This window comes from Sorangium sp. So ce887, assembly GCF_051521455.1.
Taxonomy (GTDB): domain Bacteria; phylum Myxococcota_A; class Polyangia; order Polyangiales; family Polyangiaceae; genus Sorangium.
Genome location: NZ_CP150354.1, coordinates 5138352 through 5156259, shown reverse-complemented (window position 1 = coordinate 5156259; position 17908 = coordinate 5138352). Strand labels below are relative to the sequence as shown.

Genomic DNA, 17908 nt, shown 5'->3' with positions numbered 1-17908 from the left:
GCGCGGCCGGGCTCGGCGTTCACGCGCGGCTACTTAGCACGCTTCTCCCAGGCGGCGTTGAATTCGCGGATCGTCTCCTCGGTCTTCGGGTTGTGGAGCATCTTCCGCAGGATGACCGGCGGCACGGTCACGATGTGCGCGCCGGCGTCGAGCGCCTCGTTCACGTCCATGAGGTGGCGGATCGAGCCGACGATGATCTCGGCGCTTAGCCGCTCGCGCTCGAGCCGCACGCGCGTGCGCTCGATGACCGGGGTCGCGGCGTAGCCCATGTCGCGGATGCGCCCGCTGAAGATCGAGACGTACGCGCCGCCGGCGAGCGCCGCGAGGTACGCCTGATTGAAGCTCATCACGCACGTGACGTTGGTGCGCACGCCGCGCTTCGCGAGGGCGTGCGTTACCTTGAGGCCGACGTCGCTGAACGGCACCTTGATGCAGATCCGCTCGGGCGCCCACGCGTGGTAGCCGCGGGCCTCCTCGAGCATCGCCGCCTCGGTCTCGCTCGTCAGCTCGACCGACACCGGACCGGCCGACGCCGAGAGCACCTCGCGGATGCGCTGCTCGAGATCGACGCAGCCCGCGTCGCGCGAGAGGATGAGGGGGTTCGTGGTCACGCCCGCGAGCACGCCCCAGGAGAACATCTCCTTGATCTCGGCCGGGTTCGAGCTGTCGAGGAAGAACATGCCGCGCTCCTGAGGGCTCGCCCGAGCCCCGGCGGGGTCTAGGCCAGTTTGCCGGGATGGAGAAGAAGAAACCGTCCACGCTGCGCGGCTCGCCGGCCGTCCCTCCCGCGACGCATGCGTGTTGCCGGTGTGAACGGCGTTGCAGTCGAGGGGAGTCCGCGCTTCAGTTCGGGTAGTCGGGGATCTCCCTCCGACTGAACGTTTCCGCACGGATAGCGCGTCGATGAGCAGCGGACGATCGTCGAGAGACCCGGTGGAGCACAGCCCGCTGCTCGCGTCCTGCTCGCCGGCCGGGCTCTACGTCGCCTCGCTCGACGGCCGCCTCGTCGACTGCAACGAGGTGCTCGCCCGGCTGCTCGGCTACGGCTCGCGGGAGGAGGCGCTCGCGGCGGCCGAGCTCGTCCTCGGCGGGTGCGTGGCGGGCGGCGCGGGCGCGAAGCCGCCGCCGGCGAGCCCGCTCGAGACCTGCCTCACGCGTCGCGACGGGTCGACGGTCCGGGTGATGCGGACCGAGGCGCTCACGGAGCGGCGCGGGGAGCGGCTCGTGGTCGGGGCGATCGTCGATCTCTCGTCCTCGCGCTGCACCGAGGAGCGCCGGCGCGAGCTCTCGGAGCAGCTCCGCCAGGCGCAGAAGATGGAGGCGGTCGGGCGGCTCGCGGGCGGGATCGCCCACGATTACAACAACCTGCTCGCGATCATCCTGAACTACACGAGCCTCGTGATGGAGGAGCTCGACGAGCAGAGCCCGGTGCAGAAGGACCTCGCCGAGATCAAGGGCGCCGCGCAGCGGGCGGCGTCGCTCACGCGCCAGCTGCTCACGGTGAGCCGGCGGGGGCTCGCGCAGCCGGTCGTGCTCGATCTGCGGGACGTCGTGCGCGGCATGGAGGGCGCGCTCCGCGCCGTCGTCGGGGGCGGCGTCGATCTCGCGATCGCGCTCGGCCCCTCGGGCTGCCGGGTGCTGGCGGACGCGGGGCAGATCGAGCAGGTGGTCATGAACCTCGCGCTGAACGCGCGCGACGCGATGCAGGACGGCGGCCGGCTGTCGATCGAGGCGCGCGCGGTCCGCGTCGGCGCCGCGGGGAGCCTGCACGACGCGCACCCGGCGATCCCGCCCGGCCGGTACGCGCGCCTCGTCGTGAGCGACACCGGCAGCGGGATGAGCGACGACGTGCGGACGCGCGCCTTCGAGCCGTTCTTCACGACGAAGCCGAGGGGGAAGGGGACCGGCCTCGGGCTCGCCACCGTGTACGGGATCGTCAAGCAGTGGCGCGGCTTCATCGAGCTCGCGTCCCAGCCCGGGGAGGGCACGCGCGTCGAGATCTACCTGCCGCTCTCGGCGCGGGCGGCGGCCTCGCGGCGCGGGCGCGCGCCCCACGCCGCGCCGCGCCGGGGCGAGGGCGGGACGGTGCTCGTCACCGACGACGAGGACGCGGTGGTCACCCTCGCGAGCCGGATCCTCGCGCAGCACGGCTACACCACGCTGACGGCGCGCGGGCCGGGCGAGGCGCTGCGCGTCTGCGAGGCGCAGCGCGGGCGCGTCGACCTCCTGCTCACCGACGTGCTGATGCCCGAGATGTCCGGCGGCGAGCTCGCCGAGCGCCTCGTGAAGCTCAGGCCGGACATGCGGGTGCTCTTCATGTCCGGCTACACGGGCGACGCGCTCGACGGCCCGCTCGCCGCCCGGCCGGACGCCGCGGTGCTGGGGAAGCCGTTCACGGCCGAGTCGCTCCTCCGCGCCGTCCGCAGGGCGCTCGGGGGGGCCGCGTAGCGCGGCAAGGCCGCGGCAGCCTCGCTGCAAAGCCGCGCGCGCGGTCCGTCGGCGCTACTGCGGCGCCTCGCCCCGCTTGATGCCGTACGCGCGGATCTTCTTGTGGAGGTTCGTGCGCTCGACGCCGAGCAAAACGGCCGCGCGCGAGATGTTCCAGTCGAGGCTGGCCAGCACCTCGACGATGTAGCGGCGCTCGGCCCGATCGCGGAACTCCCGCAGCGTGAGGCGAGGGCGCTCCGGCTCGTGGCGGGCCGCGCCCGCGTGCGGCTCGGCCGCGCCGGGGGCGGGGGGCGCGATCGAGCCCTCCCCGGCGGCCCCCTGCGCGTCGTCCTCGAACGGGTTCTCGTGCGGATCCTCCGGGAGATCGGCGATGGTGACGACATCGCTCGAGAGGATCGCGGCGCGCTCGATCACGTTCTTGAGCTCGCGCACGTTGCCCGGCCAGCTCCGGCGCTCGAGCGCGGCGTAGACCACCGGATCGATCGCCTTCTGCTTCAGGCCGTTCTCGTTGCAGAACGCCGCCATGAACGCGTCGGCGAGCGCTCGCAGATCGTCCATGCGGTCGCGAAGCGCCGGGCTCTTGATCGGGAACACCGCGAGGCGGAAGAAGAGGTCGTCGCGGAAGCGCAGCGAGGCGACCTCGCGCGAGAGGTCCTTGTTCGTCGCGGCGAGCACGCGGACGTCGACGTGCCGGCTGTGCTCGCCGCCGACGCGGCAGATCTCGCCCGACTGCAGCGCGCGCAGCACCTTGGCCTGGGCGGCGAGGTCCATGTCGCCGATCTCGTCGAGGAACAGCGTGCCTCCGTGGGCCTGCTCGAAGAGGCCCCGCTTCGGTCCGCTCGCCCCGGTGAACGCGCCGCGCTCGTGGCCGAAGAGCTCGCTCTCGATGAGCTCGCGCGGGATCGCGGCGCAGTTGACCCGGACGAAGGGCCCCCGCGCCCGCGGCGAGAGCCGGTGGATGGCGCGGCTGATGAGCTCCTTGCCCGTGCCGCTCTCGCCGGTGATGAGCACGCTCGCCTTCGTGGGCGCGACGCGATCGATCTCCTTGAACAGCCGCTGCATCGCGGCGCTCTGGCCGATCATCTCGTAACGCGACTGCACCTGCGCCTTCAGATCCTCGACCTCCCGCGCGAGCCGCGAGTTCTGCAGCGCGTTCTTGACGCCCACGAGGACGCGCTCGCGGTTGAGCGGCTTCTCGAAGAAGTCGCAGGCGCCGAGCTTGACCGCCTTCACCGCGTCGTTGACGGTCGCGTGGCCGCTGATCACGATGACCGGCAGCTCGCGGGTGGCGTCGTCCTGGCGCACGCGCTGGAGGAGGTCGAGGCCGTTCATGCCGGGCAGGAGCAGGTCCACCAGGGCGAGGTCGACGGGGCTGTCGCCGTGCGCGAGCAGCTCCAGCGCCGCCTCGGCGCTCGGGGCCTCGGCGACCCTGTAGCCCTCGCCCTGCAGCACGAGCGCGAGGGTGCGGCGGATGTTGCGCTCGTCGTCCACGATGAGGACCGTGGGCGAGGCCGCGCCTCCCGGGTGCAGCGTCGGGGTGGGGGGCGCTGGAGGGGAAGCGGGCATGGGCCGACCATACCCCAGCTCACCCGTGCGCCACGACGCGGGAGCAGGGGCGCGGAGGCGCGGCCCGCGGCGGAAGCCCTGGCGCGCCGGCGCCGGATTGGGTACGAGGCGTGCCCGATGAGACCTTCCGCCGCTGTCCTCGCCCTTGCCGGGTGCCTCGCTGCCCTGGGCGGGCTCGTGGGCTGCGACTTCGAATTCAACGACGGCCGCACCGCCACCCTCACGTATACCGAGGACGCGCGCGCCGCGTACAACGAGGCGATGGCCGCCTTCGAGGCCAAGGACTGGGAGGACGCGCGCGCCCTCTTCTCCGAGGTGAAGCGGCGCTTCGCGTACAGCCGCTACGCCCGGCTCGCCGATCTCCGGATCGCCGACCTCGAGTTCGAGCAGGGCAAGTACCCCGAGGCGATCTCGGCGTACCGCGCGTTCATCCAGGAGCACCGGACGGATCGGAACGTCGAGTATGCGAAGTACCGGATGGCCAAGGCGCTCTACCTGGACATCGACGACACGGTCTTCCTGCCGCCGGCCGAGGAGCGCGACCAGGCGACCACGATCGAGGCCCACAGGGAGATCCGCACGTTCCTCCGGCAGTTCCCGCGCAGCCGTTACCGCGAGGACGCGGCCTACATGCTCGAGGTCGTGACGGGGCGGCTCGTGCGCCACGAGCTCTACGTGGCGCGCTACTACCTCAAGGAGGACGTGTTCGACGCGGCCCTCGCGCGGATCGACTACGCGCTGCGGACCTTCCCGGGCTCCGGGCTCGACCCGGAGGCGCTCGTCCTCAAGGGCGAGACGCTCCTCAAGATGAAGAAGCCGGACGAGGCGCGCGCCGTGTTCGAGTCGGTCATCCGGGACTGGGGCGGCCCGTTCGCCGTGACCGCGCGGCGCTTCCTCGACGAGATGGGCCCCGGCGGGCAGCGCCGCGCGCCCGCCAAGGCGGCGTCGGGCCCGGCCCGCTCGGGGCCGCGGCTGTGACGCAGGCCGTCGGGCGGCCGTCCTCCGGTGCTCGCTACGTGCTGGAGCAGACCGACGCCGGCGACTCGCCGGGCGAGTTCATCTACCGCGGCCTCGTGCGGCTCCCGGACGCGGACGTCCCGGTCGAGGTGCGGGTCGCCGAGGCGACCGGCGCGGCCACGGCGGCGGTGGACGCCGCTGCCGTCCCGCACGGCGGGCCGCACCCCGAGGAGCTCTCCCGGACCGCGGCGGCCCTCGTCCGGAGCGCGACGAAGTCAGCGGACGCCCACGCGCGGCGGCCCCCGCGGAAGATCGTGCGCTGGCGGGGGTAGGTCGGCGGGGGGCAGGGCGGAGCGCGCGCTGCGGCCCGGGCGTCCGGCGCTTTGAGCGATCGGCGCGTCTCGCGCCGTCGTCGACCGGCCGGAAGCCATGCTAAAAGCGTCCCCACCATGTCCGAGAAAGTACCGATGACGCCCGAGGGACAAGCGCGGCTCCGCGAAGAGATGCGACGGCTGAAAGAGAGCGACCTGCCGCAGGTCGTCAAGGACATCGGAACGGCCCGGGAGCACGGAGATCTCTCCGAGAACGCCGAGTACCACGCCGCCAAGGAGCGGCAGGGTATGATCGTCGCCCGCATCAGCTACCTCGAGCAGACGCTCTCGCGCGCCGAGGTGATCGATCCGTCCAAGCTGAGCGGGAGCAAGGTCCAGTTCGGCGCCAAGGTCAAGCTCGCGAACGTGGACACGGACGAGGAGCAGAGCTTCCGGATCGTCGGGCCCGACGAGGCCGATCTCAAGGTCGGGCGCATCTCCATCGCCTCGCCGCTCGCGCGCGCGCTGCTGGGCCATGAGGTCGGTGAGGAGGTGCGCGTGATGATGCCGGCAGGGCCGCGCACCTACGAGATCCTCGAAGTCTCCTACGCATGACCGATCGCAACGGGGCGGCTCCGATGCGCCCGCGGGGCCATGGGGGCTCCGGCCGACCTCCCGGGGGGTCCGTGCCCCCCGGTCGATCCGCCCACGGGAGCCGGCCTGACACGACCGTCGCCGCGGACGGGCTCGCGGGCGCCGCGCCGGGAGCGCCGGGGCACCGGGCTCCCTCGGCGCCGCGCCTTCAATCCGGATCGGCGCGCCCGTCCACGCCGGCGCCGGCGCCGAGCCGCGCGACGTTCCCGAGCGGGAGCTCCGACGCTCCTCCGCGCAAGCTGGAGACCGAGATCGGATGGCGCATGGCGGACGCCTACCTCGCGCTCGCGGCGCTCGCGCTCGCCGAGCTCCTGGTCGTCGGGGCGTTGCGGTGGCGTGAGCTCCTCGGGCTCCACGAGCTCGGCCGCGCCGTGCGCGACCTCCTGCCGCTCGCGCTCGCGGCCGCGGCGCCGTGCGCCGCCCTCCTCGGCGCGGTGCTCGAGATCGTCACACGCTCCGAGCGCACGGGGTTCCGCGCCGCGGCGGCGCTGCTCGCCGGGGCGTTCGGCGGCGCGGTGGCCTTCGGTGTCTCGGCCGGGCGCATGCTCGAGGGCGGCCGGCGCGCGCCCTTCGTCGCGGCGCTTTCGCTCCTCGCCGCCGGCGTGACCTTCGCGGCGGCGCCGTCTGTGGCCCGCGCCCTGAAGCGAGCGCGCGCCGCGGCCGCCGGCAGGTGGCTCGTCCTCGCGGCGGCCTGCGCGGTCGTCCTGCTCGAGGTCGCGAACGTGCGCATCCTGCCGCGCCTCTATCTCGCCTTCCACCTCGGGCTCGCGGCGCTCACGCTCGCGGCGGCGACCTTCGCCACGCCGGCGCTGCCCACGCGGGCGGCCCGCCAGGGCGACGGGCGCGAGCGGCGCTCCCCGAGGCTCGTGCGCGCGGCGCTCGCCCTCGTCCTCTTCGCGTTCGGCGCGGCGCTCGCGCCCGGCGCGGCGGATCGGCTCGCGCTCGCGGACAACATCCGGCTGATCTACGCGACGCACGGCCCGCTGCTCGGCCACGTGGTCGAGCTCGCCGCCGTGCTGTCGCCTCCAGAGCCGCTCGACGCCGCGCCGCTCGACGAGCGCGCGAGCGGGCACGCGATCGACCTGCGGGAGCGGGACATCGTGCTGATCAGCATCGACGCCCTGCGCGCCGATCACGTGGGGGCGTACGGCTACGACAGGAAGATCACGCCGAACCTCGATCGCCTCGCGGCCGACGGCGTGCGCTTCGAGGCGGCGTACACGCCGACGCCGCACACGTCGTACGCGGTCTCGTCGCTCATGACGGGCAAGTACATCCGCCCGCTGGTGCTGCAGGGGCTCGGGGACGACTCCGAGACGTTCGCGCAGCACCTCCGCCGCTACGGCTACAAGACGGCGGGCTTCTACCCGCCGGCGGTGTTCTTCATCGACGGCGAGCGCTTCGGCGCGCTGCGCGATCGAGCGCTCGATTTCGAGTACCAGAAGATCGAGTTCGCGAGCGCGCAGCTCAGGCTGGAGCAGGTGCGGAGCTACCTCGCCGGGCTCGGGCCCGAGCAGCGCTCGTTCATGTGGGTGCACCTCTTCGAGCCGCACGAGCCGTACGAGGCGCACCCGGAGCACCCGCTCGGCGACCGCGACATCGACCGTTACGACGCCGAGATCGCCGTGGCGGACGCGGGCGTGGGCGCGATCGTGGACGAGATCCGCAAGGAGCGGCCGAACGCGGTCGTGATCGTCACGGCCGATCACGGCGAGGAGTTCGGCGAGCACGGCGGGCGCTACCACGGCACGACGGTGTACGAGGAGCAGGCGCGCGTGCCGCTCATCGTGAGCGCGCCCGGCCTGCTCTCGCCCCGCGTGGTGCGGGCGCCGGTGCAGCTCGTCGATCTGCTGCCGACGGTGCTCGCGGGGCTCGGCATCCCGAGGCCCGCGCGCGTGCGCGGCGCCGATCTCGGGCCGCTGCTCGCCTCCGGCGACGCGGCGGCCGAGCAGGGCGAGGCGTCGCCGGGCGGGCCTCCTTCGCTCCCGGGCTTCGCGTTCGCCGAGACCGATACGCAGACGCTGCTCGCCAAGGGCACGCTGCGGCTCGTCTGCGCGCGCAAGATCGGCGCGTGCGCGCTCTACGACGTGGCGACCGATCCGCGCCAGCAGCAGGACATCTCCGCGCTGCGCCCGGCGGAGCTCGGCGCGATGCGGTCGGAGCTGCGCGCCGTCGAGGCGTCACACGGGCGCTACGAGGTCCGCGGCCTCCGGAGGGAGGGCAAGGGCTGGCCCGACGCGCTCCGCCGCGGCATCGCGGGCGACGCCGACGCGGTGGTGGAGGTCGCGGCGCTGCTCGACGACGCCGACGTGGCGATCCGCCGCAAGGCGGGCGAGGTGCTCTTCGATCTGCGCCGCTCCGAGGCGGCGCCGTCGCTCCGGCTCGCGCTCGTGCGCGACGAGGACGACGAGGTGCGGCGGTGGGCGGCGCTCACGCTCACGCGGCTCGGCGAGGGCGCGCCGCTCACGCGCGATCTCCTCGTCGATCGCGACCGCAAGTGGCGGCGCCTCGCGGCGCTCGCGCTGGCCGAGGCGGGCGATCGCCGCGGCGACGACGTGCTCGTGGCGTGGCTCAGGCAGGTGGTCCGGGGCCCGGAGCAGGACGGCGGCGCCGACGCGGGCGAGGCGACGTCGTTCGAGCGGGCGCGCGAGATCGTCGACGCGCTCGCCAAGATCCGGGTGAAGGCCGCGCTGCCGCCGCTCATCGCGGCGCTCGGCGACGTGCGGCTCCGCCCGTACGCCGCCGCCGCGCTCGCGGCGATCGGCGAGGACGCCGCGCGGCCGGCGCTCGCCGAGCGGCTCAGCCAGGAGCCTTACCAGACCGCGCGCGTCGCGATCGCGGAGGCGCTGGTGAAGCTCGGCGCCGGCCCGGAGCTGTGGACGCCGCTGCTGCGCATGCTCGGCACGCCCGATCCGCTGCCCGGGGGGCTCGATTTCGCGCTCCGGGCCGACATCCTCGACCTGCTCGGCGGGCCGCGCGAGCGCGATCTCGGCCGCCTGCGCCGCTTCGCGAAGAGCGGGGTGGGGCTCGGCGTCGTGATCCCGAAGGCGGGAAACGGCAAGGGCGTGCGCGTCCTCTGCCGCGCGCGGACCGACGATGGCCGCCCCGGCGAGGTGCGGTTCGGCAGCCCCAGGCGCGGCGCGCGCCCGCCGAAGCGGGACGGCGCGTCGCTCGTCCCGGCGAGCGCGCCGGAGCTCGATCCGGAGCGCGCGGTCACGCTCGCGATCCCGCCGGGGAGCGAGCCGACCGAGGCGTTCGCGACGCTGCCGCTCGCCGTGGGCGCGAAGCCGGGCGCCTACGCCGATTTCGTGGTGTACGCGACCCAGAACGTCGAGGTGTTCGCGTGCGCCGTCGTCCCGTTGAGCGACGAGATCCCGCCCCCGCCGCCTGCGCCCTGGTCGCCCGGCGGCGCCCGCGACGCCCGCGATGAGCGAGCGCCGCCGCCGCGCTCGGGGGATGAAGCGCCTGCCGCTCACCGGCCAGATTGACGCCGCAGGCCGCGAGACTAGAGTCCGCCGCGTGTCGGACAAGGACCGAGAGCAGGCCGAAGCGAAATCCGCGGGGAGTGACAAGGACGAAGCCACGCGGAGCGATGGCGACGAGGGCGGGGCTGCGGAGGCGGCCCCGGAGCGGCCGCCGCGCGACGCTCCGGTGAAGGAGGCCGGCGGCGAGGGCGACGACGACGCCGCGCAGCGCGTCGCCGATGCGCTTGGCGTCGGCGAGCCGGACGAGGCGCCGCCGGCGGAGGCTGCGGGCGACGCGGCGGTCGAGGCGGCGCCGAACCGCGCGGCCCGTCGCCGCGACGAGGCCACCGTGCGCCGTCGCAAGAAGAAGGCGGCCGGCGACGAGCTGCCCAAGGACAAGAACGCCCGCGCGAAGGAGCTGCTCGCGCGCCGCAAGGAGCAGGCTGCGGGGCGTCGCCCGGTCCAGCTGCTGCCGGGCGAGATGGTCGAGGACGCGCTCAGCCGCATGACGAGCGGCGCCGGCCGGTGGCTCAAGAGCAACTTCCACATCGTCCAGTGGGGCGCGCTGGCGGCGCTGGTCGCGACCGGCGGCGTGCTGTTCTACCTGTCGCGGGTCGAGAAGAAGGACGCCGTGTCGTCGTCGGCGCTCGTGGCGGCCGTCGCTGCGGATCGGGGCAGGGTGGTCGCCGAGGACACGCGCAGCGAGGAGGAGAAGGAGCTCGACGCCACGAGGACCTTCAAGACCGCGGAGGAGCGGTCGGACACCGCGCTCGCCGCGTACAACAAGGTCATCGACGAGCACGGCGGCACCGGTGCGGCGATCCTGGCGAAGCTGGGGCAGGCCGGGGTGTTGCTCGACAAGAAGGACTACGCGCACGCGCTCGACGCGTACAGCGCCGTGGTCTCGTCGCCGCTCGCGGGGGCCGATCCCGACGTGAAGGGGCGCGCCATCGAGGGCATCGCGTTCGCGCGGGAGGGCAAGGGCGATCTCGACGGCGCGCTCGCGTCGTTCAAGGAGCTCGAGGCGATCGACATGAGGGGCTACAAGGAGCTCGCGCTCTACCACCAGGCGCGGATCCACCTGGCCAAGGGCGACAGCGACAAGGCGAAGGAGCTGCTCAAGAGCGCGCACGAGAAGCTCCAGGCGCCGTCGGCCGAGGGCCGCTCGTTCCAGTTCCTCGAGGCCGTGGTCGAGGAGATGCTGCGCAAGATCGATCCGGCCGCCGTGCCGCCCCGCGCCGCGTTCGGCGGGCCGAAGGGCCAGACGATGACGCCGGAGGAGATCGAGCAGCTGATCCGCCGGGCGCGCGAGAACGCGGAGAAGAAGGCGGGCGATGCGCCGCACTAGTCGCGCCGTGGGCGCTGCGCTCCTCGGGCTGGCCCTCGCGTCGCTCGGCGGCTGCGGCAACCTGGGCGTCGCCGCGGCGCCCGACGCGCCGCTCTGGCTGCACCATCCGGGGAGCGCGCTGGGCATCACGATGCGCCGCGACCTCACGGCCGAGACGCGCAAGGTCGGCGAGGCCTACGAGCGCGGCCGCCCCGAGATCGACGCGGCGCACCGGCGTGTCTTCGTCGGGTCGAGCGATCACGGCCTGTACGCGGTGCGCGCCGACACGAGCGACGTCATCTGGCGGTTCGAGACGCTCGGCCCGGTGCAGAGCGAGCCGCTCTACGACGCGGTGTCGGACGCGGTCTACTTCGGCTCGAACGACGGCGCGCTCTACAAGGTGCGCGCCTCGGACGGCCAGCTGCTCTACCGCTTCATGACCAACGCCAAGATCTCGCGGCGGCCGGTGCTGCGCGACGGCGTGCTCTACGTGACGAACTCGAACGACACGTTGATCGCGCTCGACGCGGCGACGGGCGCGATGCGCTGGCACCAGCACCGGACGCCGGCGTTCGGGATGGAGATCTCCGGGCACGCCGGCCCGGCGCTCGGGCGGGACAAGGTCTACACCGCGTTCTCCGACGGCGTCGTGATGGCCTACGACCTCAAGAACGGGTCCGAGCAGTGGGCGCTCGTCGACCTGGCTGCCGAGGCCGAGCAGAGCGCGGGTGGCCAGACGCCGAAGTACCTCGACACGGACACCACGCCGGTCTTCGGCCAGATCGCCTCGGGCGATGTGGTCTTCGTGGCGGGCTATGCGGGCGGTATCTTCGCGCTCGACGCCGAGAACGGGACCCGGGCCTGGGCGAACGAGGCGGCGGTCGGCGTCACCGAGCTTGTGCTGTGGCATCAGCCTGCGCACCAGCCTCGCAGCGGAGGCGGCCCGATCGTGCCCGAGCGGAAGGTGCTCCTCGCGTCCTCGGGCCTGACCGGCCTGTGGGCCTTGGATCCGGAGGACGGCCGGACGATCTGGCGCCGGGATCTGCCGGACGGTGGCATCTCGGCTCCGGTGCCGTTCGCGGGGGCGCTGCTGGTGACGACCACGCGCTACGGGATCTTCCTGTTCTCACCGCTGGACGGGGCCGTGATCGACGGCATCGAGACCGGCGGCGGCATCGCGATGACGCCGGCGGCCTACGGTCGGCGGGCGTTCGTGCTGACGAACGGCGGCGCGCTGCTCAGCCTGGACGTCGAGACGCCACCGGTTCCGAAGGGCTGAGCGTTCGTTCAGCCTCGGGGACGGTTCTGAAGCCGGCGCGCTGAGGGCGTCCTGGCGTCGTCGGAAAGGCCTGCGGTCGGCGCGGTACGGGGGGCTGGGGCTCCGGGCGGCGTTGCAGAAGCGACGATCCGAGGCCGTGCCTCGCGATTCCGACGCGGCGCCTGGGGGGGCCGCGCCGAAGAGCGGTGCGACATGTGCCCACTTGTGCGCCAAAAGCGAACTAGGCCCACATATTTAACGGACTCTGGTTGGGTCCTACCGACCCGGGTTGAGGGCGGCGGCGAAGCCGACCCGGGTTGGGTTGCGACGAGGCCGACCCGGGTTGAGGGCGGTGGCGAAGCTGACCCGGGTTGAGGGCGGTGGCGAAGCTGACCCGGGGTGGGTTGCGACGAGGCCGACCCGGGTTGAGGGCGGCGACCCCGGTTGAGGGCGGCGGCGGCGGCGACAGCTGCAGATCCAGCCCAACTTCATGAAATTACTCGTGAAACCAAGTTCTGATCCCCCTGCCCCCGGACCGGTCTTGGATCGCATAAGAAACATTATGTCAACTTGCGTCGTCGGGCGTCTAGGCTGACCTTCGGCCAGAGCCAAACCCGTCCGAGCGAGCCCCGTCGGCGAACCTGGGTCGGTCCACGGCACCGTCGGCGAACCCGCGCCGGTTCACGGCGCCCCCGCCGGTGTCCGAACCCAGGTCAGCCCCTCACCCAGCGGACCCCGCCTGCGCACGCACGCTCCGCAACGCGGCAACCCCGGTCGACCGACCCCGGTCGACCGCCGGCGCTCCCTGCCGCGCACCTTCCCATCGGGCGCGCGCCGCCCCACGGCGGCCCTCCACCGGCCGCCTCCGGCAGGCTCAGCCGTCGCCCAGCGCCTCGTCCTCGTCCTGCGCATCAGCCGCCTTCGGCGCGATGGCCGCCCACAGGACGACCTCGCCGCTTCGCGTCAGCGGCTTCCCGGCGGCCTCCTGCTCGCTCCGCCACGCGCGGACCTTCGCGGGCGCGTCGTCACCGAGCGGCGCGAAGCCCGCCTTCTTGTAGAAAGCCTGCGCCCAGCTCGCCCTCTCCCGGGATCGCAGCACGATCTGCTCCATGCCGAGCTCCCGCGCCCGCTCCTCCAGCTCCGCGAGCAGCCGCGTGGCGATGCCTCGCCGCTGGTGGTCCGGATGCACCGAGAGCTCCTCCAGGTACGCGACCCCGGGCGCCTCGTCACGCCACGCCAGGTAGCCGGCCACCTCCTCGTCCGCCTCCGCCACGCGCACGTCGTGCTGCCGCGTCAGCGCGATGATGTCGGAGTGCGTCCGCGCCGGGACCTCCGCCGCGTCAACGCCGATCTCGTGGTACATCGCCGTGCAGGCCTGCTCCGTCGCGACAAGCGCCGGCAGCTGGGCTTCCTGCAGTCCTGTCACGCGGATGCGCTTCGGGGCGGTCCGTTCGTCATGCATCCCCCGAGGCTACCGCCATTGCGCGGGATGCCCCACTTCTTGCCGATCCCGCGCGTCGCAGCGCCGCGACGCCTCAGCCGCGCAGCTGGAGCAACCGCGCGATCGTCTCGCCGTCCCCGGGGCTCAGCGGGACGAGGATCCCGAGCGCCGCGCCCCGCGGCGGAGCGTTCCTTCCATCCATCGGGACGAGCCGGAGCTCCCCCGTGCTGGAGATGCCGATCACCGCGATCCGCAGCGCCGGCAGCGGCTCGATCTGCGACGCGGGCAGCCGCGGCGGCGGCGCCTGCCATTCGCCCTCGTAGGGCGGATCGCTCCACGCCGAATCCACCGCCGTCCCCTCGGACGGCCGCGCCTGCATCGCCCCCGAGGGCTCCGCCGCCAGCGTCATGTCTCCCTGCTGATGCGCAGAGGCGACGCCGGCATCGTCGTCGTCCGGCTCGGCCTCGGTCCAGTCGGCGCGATCGTCGGACGCGTGGGCCCCCGCCGGCGCCTCCGCTGAAACCGCGGCGGACGGCTCGTCGTCGCCCGCCTGCTCCAGGCCGAGCGTCGGCGTCTCCTCGTCCAGGTCCTCGAGCCGGTGCTCCATGAGCACCCGCTGCTCCTGCGCGGTCAGCGGCCGGCGCATGGTGCCCTCGTCATCCGGCCAGAGCCGCGGGCGCCGCTCGGTCGCCTCCTGCGACGAGCTCGCGCCGAGCGGGACCGCCTGCCGCCGCGTCGATGCCACGGCGATGGCCGTCGGCACCGTCTCGCGCTGATCGGGCGGGGGGTCCCCGTCCGCCCAGACCTGCTCACCGGTCGTGCTCTGGGGCGCAGCGCCGGACGTGCCCTGCCCCGGCTCCTGGCCCGCGAGCGCGCCCGGGAGCTTGACCGCCGGGACCTCCTCGGTCACCGCCGTGGTCGACGACACCCTCGTGTGGGTCGCCGTGAAGCTGGCGATCGGGCGCGCCTTTGCCGGGACAGCACGGCCGGCCGCCTCGGTCGCCTGCGGTCCGGCGGCGGGCCGCGTCGGGAGCCCCGGCGCGGAGCCGGCCATGCGCGCGGCCGGCGACAGCTGCGTGGGGGTCACCTCGTGCACGGCCACGGACCTCGCCGGCGCGGGCGCGCGCCCCGGCGCGAGCGGCACCGCGCGGCCCAGCCCTCCGACGGGCTTGGACGCGCCGGCGTCGCGGGACGACGCCATCGCCGAGGTCATCGGCCCCGCCGGCGCGTCGCCCGCAGGCGCGCGGACCGAGGGCGCCCGCGTCGCGGCGGCCGGCGGCGCGCTCGTGCCCGCGCCGCCGCGCTCGGCCCGGCCTGCCTCCGCGCCCGGCGGCCGCGACGGCGTCGCGTGGGACCCGGCCCCCGACGCGCCCGACCTGGGCGGCGGCGCGCTCGCCGTGGCAGGAGCCGCGCCGGGCGCCTGGGGAGGCGCGCTCAAGGGCGTCTTCGGCGGCGCGCTCGCGATCGCCGGCGGCGAGTCCGTCGCCGTGGCCGAGCCTGGATCCGCGTCGGTCGCCGAGATCTTCTGCGCGACCTCCGCGGCGGCCTTGAAGAGCTCGAGGGCGCGCAGGTCGGCGTTGGCATCCGAGGCCTGCTCCGCGGCGCGGCGCAGCCATCTCAGCGCTTCATCACGCTCGCCGCGCCCCCACAGCGCCGTCGCGGTCGACAGCGCCCAGTGCACGTCTTCGTCGTCTTCGTCGTGCGGCGGCGGGATCGGGCGCAAATTGGCTTCCATGAGGCCTCGTCGAGCAGGTCGCTCCCCGTGTATCACGACTCCAGCGCCCGCGTCTCCAGCGCGATCTGGCGCACTCTTCGCTACGAATCATTCCCTTTCACGCGGTGCCGCTCTCCTCGATGCGCCCCGTCGATCGCTCCGGCAGCGCTCGCTGCATTCTTCCTGTCCGACGGTGCTCGCGTAGTATCCGCTGCGATGAGCCGCTCTCGCGCCGTGCACCTGCCTCCGCCGTTCCGCGCGGCCGCCTCGCGCCTCCTCGGCGCCTGCGCTCCTGCCCGCCGGGCGCCGGAGATCCTTCCCCTCGGGCGCTGGCGCCCCCGAACTTGAGGTCGGTGTCCCCTTCGTGGCACCCTGGCTTCGCGGGACCTCCTTCGTGACGTGCGAGCGCGATGGCGCTGCGTCGCTCCGGCAGACGTCGAGGCTGCGTGCCTCCACGAACGTAACGGCGGCACTCGAGCCCCACCCCTCCAAACTCCGCCTCCCCATCTAGGATCACCGCGTGCAGCTCTTGTCGGACCTCAAGCCTGGAGACACGCTGGGCCGCTACGAGATCCTCATGCCGGTCGCCCGTGGAGGGATGGCGGCCGTCTGGGCGGCGCGCCTCGTGGGCTCCCGGGGCTTCCAGAAGATCGTCGCCATCAAGACGATGCTGCCGGAGTTCGGCGACGACCCGGCCTTCGAGGCCATGTTCCTCGACGAGGCGCGCCTCGCGTCGCGCATCCGGCACCCCCACGCGGTCGAGATCGTCGAGCTCGGCGACGAGAACGGCGTGCTCTACATCGTGATGGAGTGGGTCGACGGCGACACGATCTCCTCGCTGAACAAGCAGGTCAAATCGACCGGGGGCGTCCCCCTGCCGATCCTCCTGCGCATCGCCTCGAGCATCTGCGCCGGCCTCCACGCCGCGCACGAGCTCCGCGACGACGACGGGAAGCTCGTCGACCTCGTGCACCGCGACATCTCGCCGCAGAACGTCATGGTGTCGTTCGACGGCATCGTAAAAATCGTCGACTTCGGCGTCGCCAAGGCCACGGGCCGGCTGCACGAGACGCGCGTCGCCGGCCAGCTCAAGGGCAAGATCCCGTACCTCTCGCCGGAGCAGCTCACGTCGGGCAAGGTCGATCGCCGCTCCGACATCTTCTCGCTCGGTGTCCTCCTCTACACGACCCTCAGCGGTTACCACCCGTTCCGCGGCCGGAGCGACGCCAAGACGATGGAGAACATCCTGCGGTTCGCCCCGGTCCCCCTCCGGGAGCTCGTGCCGGACGTCCCGTTCGATCTCGCGGTGGCCATCGAGCGCGCGCTGGCCAAGGATCCGGCGGACCGCTGGAACGACTGCGCCTCATTCCAGCGCACGATCGACCAGATCGCGATCTCGCTCGGCATCGCGGTCTCGGACGGCGACGTCGGTCACTTCGTCCGCGACACGCTCGGAGACATCGTGTCCGAGCGGCGGAAGAAGCTCGCGACGGCGATCCAGCTCGCGGACAGCCGCATGTCGTCGCGGGGGGAGAGCCGCACCGCGTCCTCGGTGAGGGGCGAGCGGCGCTCCAAGCGGGCGCCGGCCGGGAACACGCCCCTCCCCGCCACCTTCGCCGGCATCCTCCCCGTCTCCCTCGACGAGCCTTCCTCCAAGCCCTCGTCGCAGTCGCCGCCCGGTAGCCTCGCCCTGCCGGTCGCGTCCGCGCCGCCGTCCCTGGTCACCCCGGCGCCCCGCGCCCGGCGGAAGTGGCGCCGCCGCGTCTTTCTGACCCTGCTCGTGATCCTGCTGCTGCTCACGGGCGCGGCGTTCGCCGCCCGCGCGGGCCTCCTGCCCGTACCCAGCGAAGTGCAGGACGTCCTGCGCGACGGGCGCTTGCTCCTGCGCGGCGCGCGCGACCTGCTCCGCGGCGTGCTCGAGCGGCTGAGCGCCCTCCTGGCCGACTAGCTCCGGCCCGCCGGGCGTTCGGTCAGCGCCGGCCGGCGGCCGTCACTTGATGCCGGCAGACGGCTCGGGCAGGCAGACCCCGAGTGTGCAGAGCAGGAGGTTGACGTCGCCGGCCGCGCAGTACACCTGCCGCGCGCAGTAATCGTCGTAGCCGCAGAGCTGATGGCAGGACGCCTCGTTCCCGAGCGCGCCGGTGAATGTCATGCACGACCAGCCGCTCGAGAGCCACAGCCCCTCGGGCCGCTTCGTGTCGAAGAGGCACGCGTCGCCGCGCGTCTCCGGGTCGAACACCTCGGCGGTGCAGGCCTCGCCCCCGGACAGCTTGCTCCGCGCCGCGGACATCGTGTTGAGCAGGTAGGTCACGTCGCACGCCTGCCCGTCGGCCGACTCCCGCACGATCCGGGCGCGCAGCTCGTCCTTCCTCGCCGCGTAGGCCCGCACGGCGCGGATCGCGCTCGTGACCTGGTTGTTGCCGTCTTCGGGCTTCGTCCCCTCGGCGAGCGCCGTGAGCACCCGCTCGACCAGCTGCTCCGCCTCCGGGTCGGCGCCCGCCGCGCCGTCCTTCGCGTAGCCGAGGCGGATGTACGACGCGGGCGTGCGCGGCGTGCACGGCTTCGTGTGCGCCCAGAGCTCCTCGCTCACGATGGGCGGCCGCTTCGTCTGCGGCTGCTTGCAGACGCCCGTCGAGCCGGGGGGCAGCGTGCCGGAGGCCCGCGGCGTCGGCTGCCCCGGACCTTCGTTGACGTACTCGGTCGACGCGCAGCCCGCGGCGCCCGCGGTGACAGACAGCGCGACCAGGCAGCCCACCGAGAGAGCGAAA

General features: G+C 73.7%; 13 protein-coding genes. 8 read left to right on the top strand and 5 right to left on the bottom strand.

The features are described 5' to 3' along the window. Positions 1-29: 29 nt before the first annotated feature. Positions 30-680, bottom strand: coding sequence for a transaldolase family protein (locus WMF36_RS19150; protein WP_437581056.1), 651 nt, complete (start codon positions 678-680; stop codon positions 30-32). A 223-nt stretch (positions 681-903) separates the two neighbouring features. Here WMF36_RS19150 and WMF36_RS19145 point away from each other — a divergent pair, with 223 nt between their 5' ends. Then, complete coding sequence (locus WMF36_RS19145; protein WP_437581055.1) at positions 904-2448, top strand: ATP-binding protein; 1545 nt, start codon at positions 904-906, stop codon at positions 2446-2448. A 54-nt stretch (positions 2449-2502) separates the two neighbouring features. Here WMF36_RS19145 and WMF36_RS19140 read toward each other — a convergent pair whose 3' ends face one another. Then, positions 2503-4014 carry a sigma-54-dependent transcriptional regulator gene (locus WMF36_RS19140; protein ID WP_437581054.1) on the bottom strand — a complete coding sequence of 504 codons (1512 nt, stop codon included), beginning with the start codon at positions 4012-4014 and terminating at the stop codon, positions 2503-2505. A gap of 117 nt (positions 4015-4131) precedes the next feature. Between WMF36_RS19140 and WMF36_RS19135 the strand changes: the two genes are divergently transcribed. The 6 genes from WMF36_RS19135 (at position 4132) to WMF36_RS19110 (ending at position 12006) form a co-directional block, all read left to right on the top strand. Continuing rightward, on the top strand, positions 4132-4992 hold the full coding sequence (locus tag WMF36_RS19135) for an outer membrane protein assembly factor BamD (RefSeq protein WP_437581053.1): 861 nt from the start codon (positions 4132-4134) through the stop codon (positions 4990-4992). Then, the gene (locus WMF36_RS19130) at positions 4989-5303 is read left to right on the top strand and encodes a hypothetical protein (protein ID WP_437581052.1); all 315 of its coding nucleotides are present in this window, start codon (positions 4989-4991) and stop codon (positions 5301-5303) included. Before WMF36_RS19135 ends, WMF36_RS19130 begins: the two co-directional genes overlap by 4 nt. A 117-nt stretch (positions 5304-5420) precedes the next feature. Continuing rightward, positions 5421-5897 (top strand): transcription elongation factor GreA, encoded by a 477-nt coding sequence (gene greA, locus WMF36_RS19125; protein WP_437581051.1) that lies wholly within the window; start codon positions 5421-5423, stop codon positions 5895-5897. 302 nt (positions 5898-6199) lie between these two features. After that, positions 6200-9424, top strand: a complete 3225-nt coding sequence (locus WMF36_RS19120; protein ID WP_437581050.1) for a sulfatase-like hydrolase/transferase — start codon at positions 6200-6202, stop codon at positions 9422-9424. Beyond that, complete coding sequence (locus WMF36_RS19115; protein ID WP_437581049.1) at positions 9393-10748, top strand: tetratricopeptide repeat protein; 1356 nt, start codon at positions 9393-9395, stop codon at positions 10746-10748. The genes WMF36_RS19120 and WMF36_RS19115 overlap by 32 nt, the downstream gene beginning before the upstream one ends. Then, positions 10735-12006, top strand: a complete 1272-nt coding sequence (locus WMF36_RS19110; protein WP_437581048.1) for an outer membrane protein assembly factor BamB family protein — start codon at positions 10735-10737, stop codon at positions 12004-12006. Before WMF36_RS19115 ends, WMF36_RS19110 begins: the two co-directional genes overlap by 14 nt. 853 nt (positions 12007-12859) lie before the next feature. On the opposite strand, the gene WMF36_RS19105 is transcribed toward WMF36_RS19110, so the two are convergent. Further along, positions 12860-13447, bottom strand: a complete 588-nt coding sequence (locus WMF36_RS19105) for a GNAT family N-acetyltransferase (RefSeq protein ID WP_437581047.1) — start codon at positions 13445-13447, stop codon at positions 12860-12862. Positions 13448-13520: 73 nt separating this feature from the next. Next, positions 13521-15161, bottom strand: a complete 1641-nt coding sequence (locus tag WMF36_RS19100) for a hypothetical protein (RefSeq protein ID WP_437581046.1) — start codon at positions 15159-15161, stop codon at positions 13521-13523. 499 nt (positions 15162-15660) lie between these two features. On the opposite strand from WMF36_RS19100, the gene WMF36_RS19095 reads away from it, so the two are divergent. After that, positions 15661-17088: a serine/threonine protein kinase gene (locus WMF36_RS19095; RefSeq protein ID WP_437581045.1), complete on the top strand. Its 1428-nt coding sequence runs from the start codon at positions 15661-15663 to the stop codon at positions 17086-17088. Positions 17089-17130: 42 nt separating this feature from the next. Here the strand turns inward: WMF36_RS19095 and WMF36_RS19090 are convergent, their stop codons facing one another. After that, positions 17131-17895, bottom strand: coding sequence for a hypothetical protein (locus WMF36_RS19090; protein WP_437581044.1), 765 nt, complete (start codon positions 17893-17895; stop codon positions 17131-17133). Positions 17896-17908 lie beyond the last annotated feature (13 nt).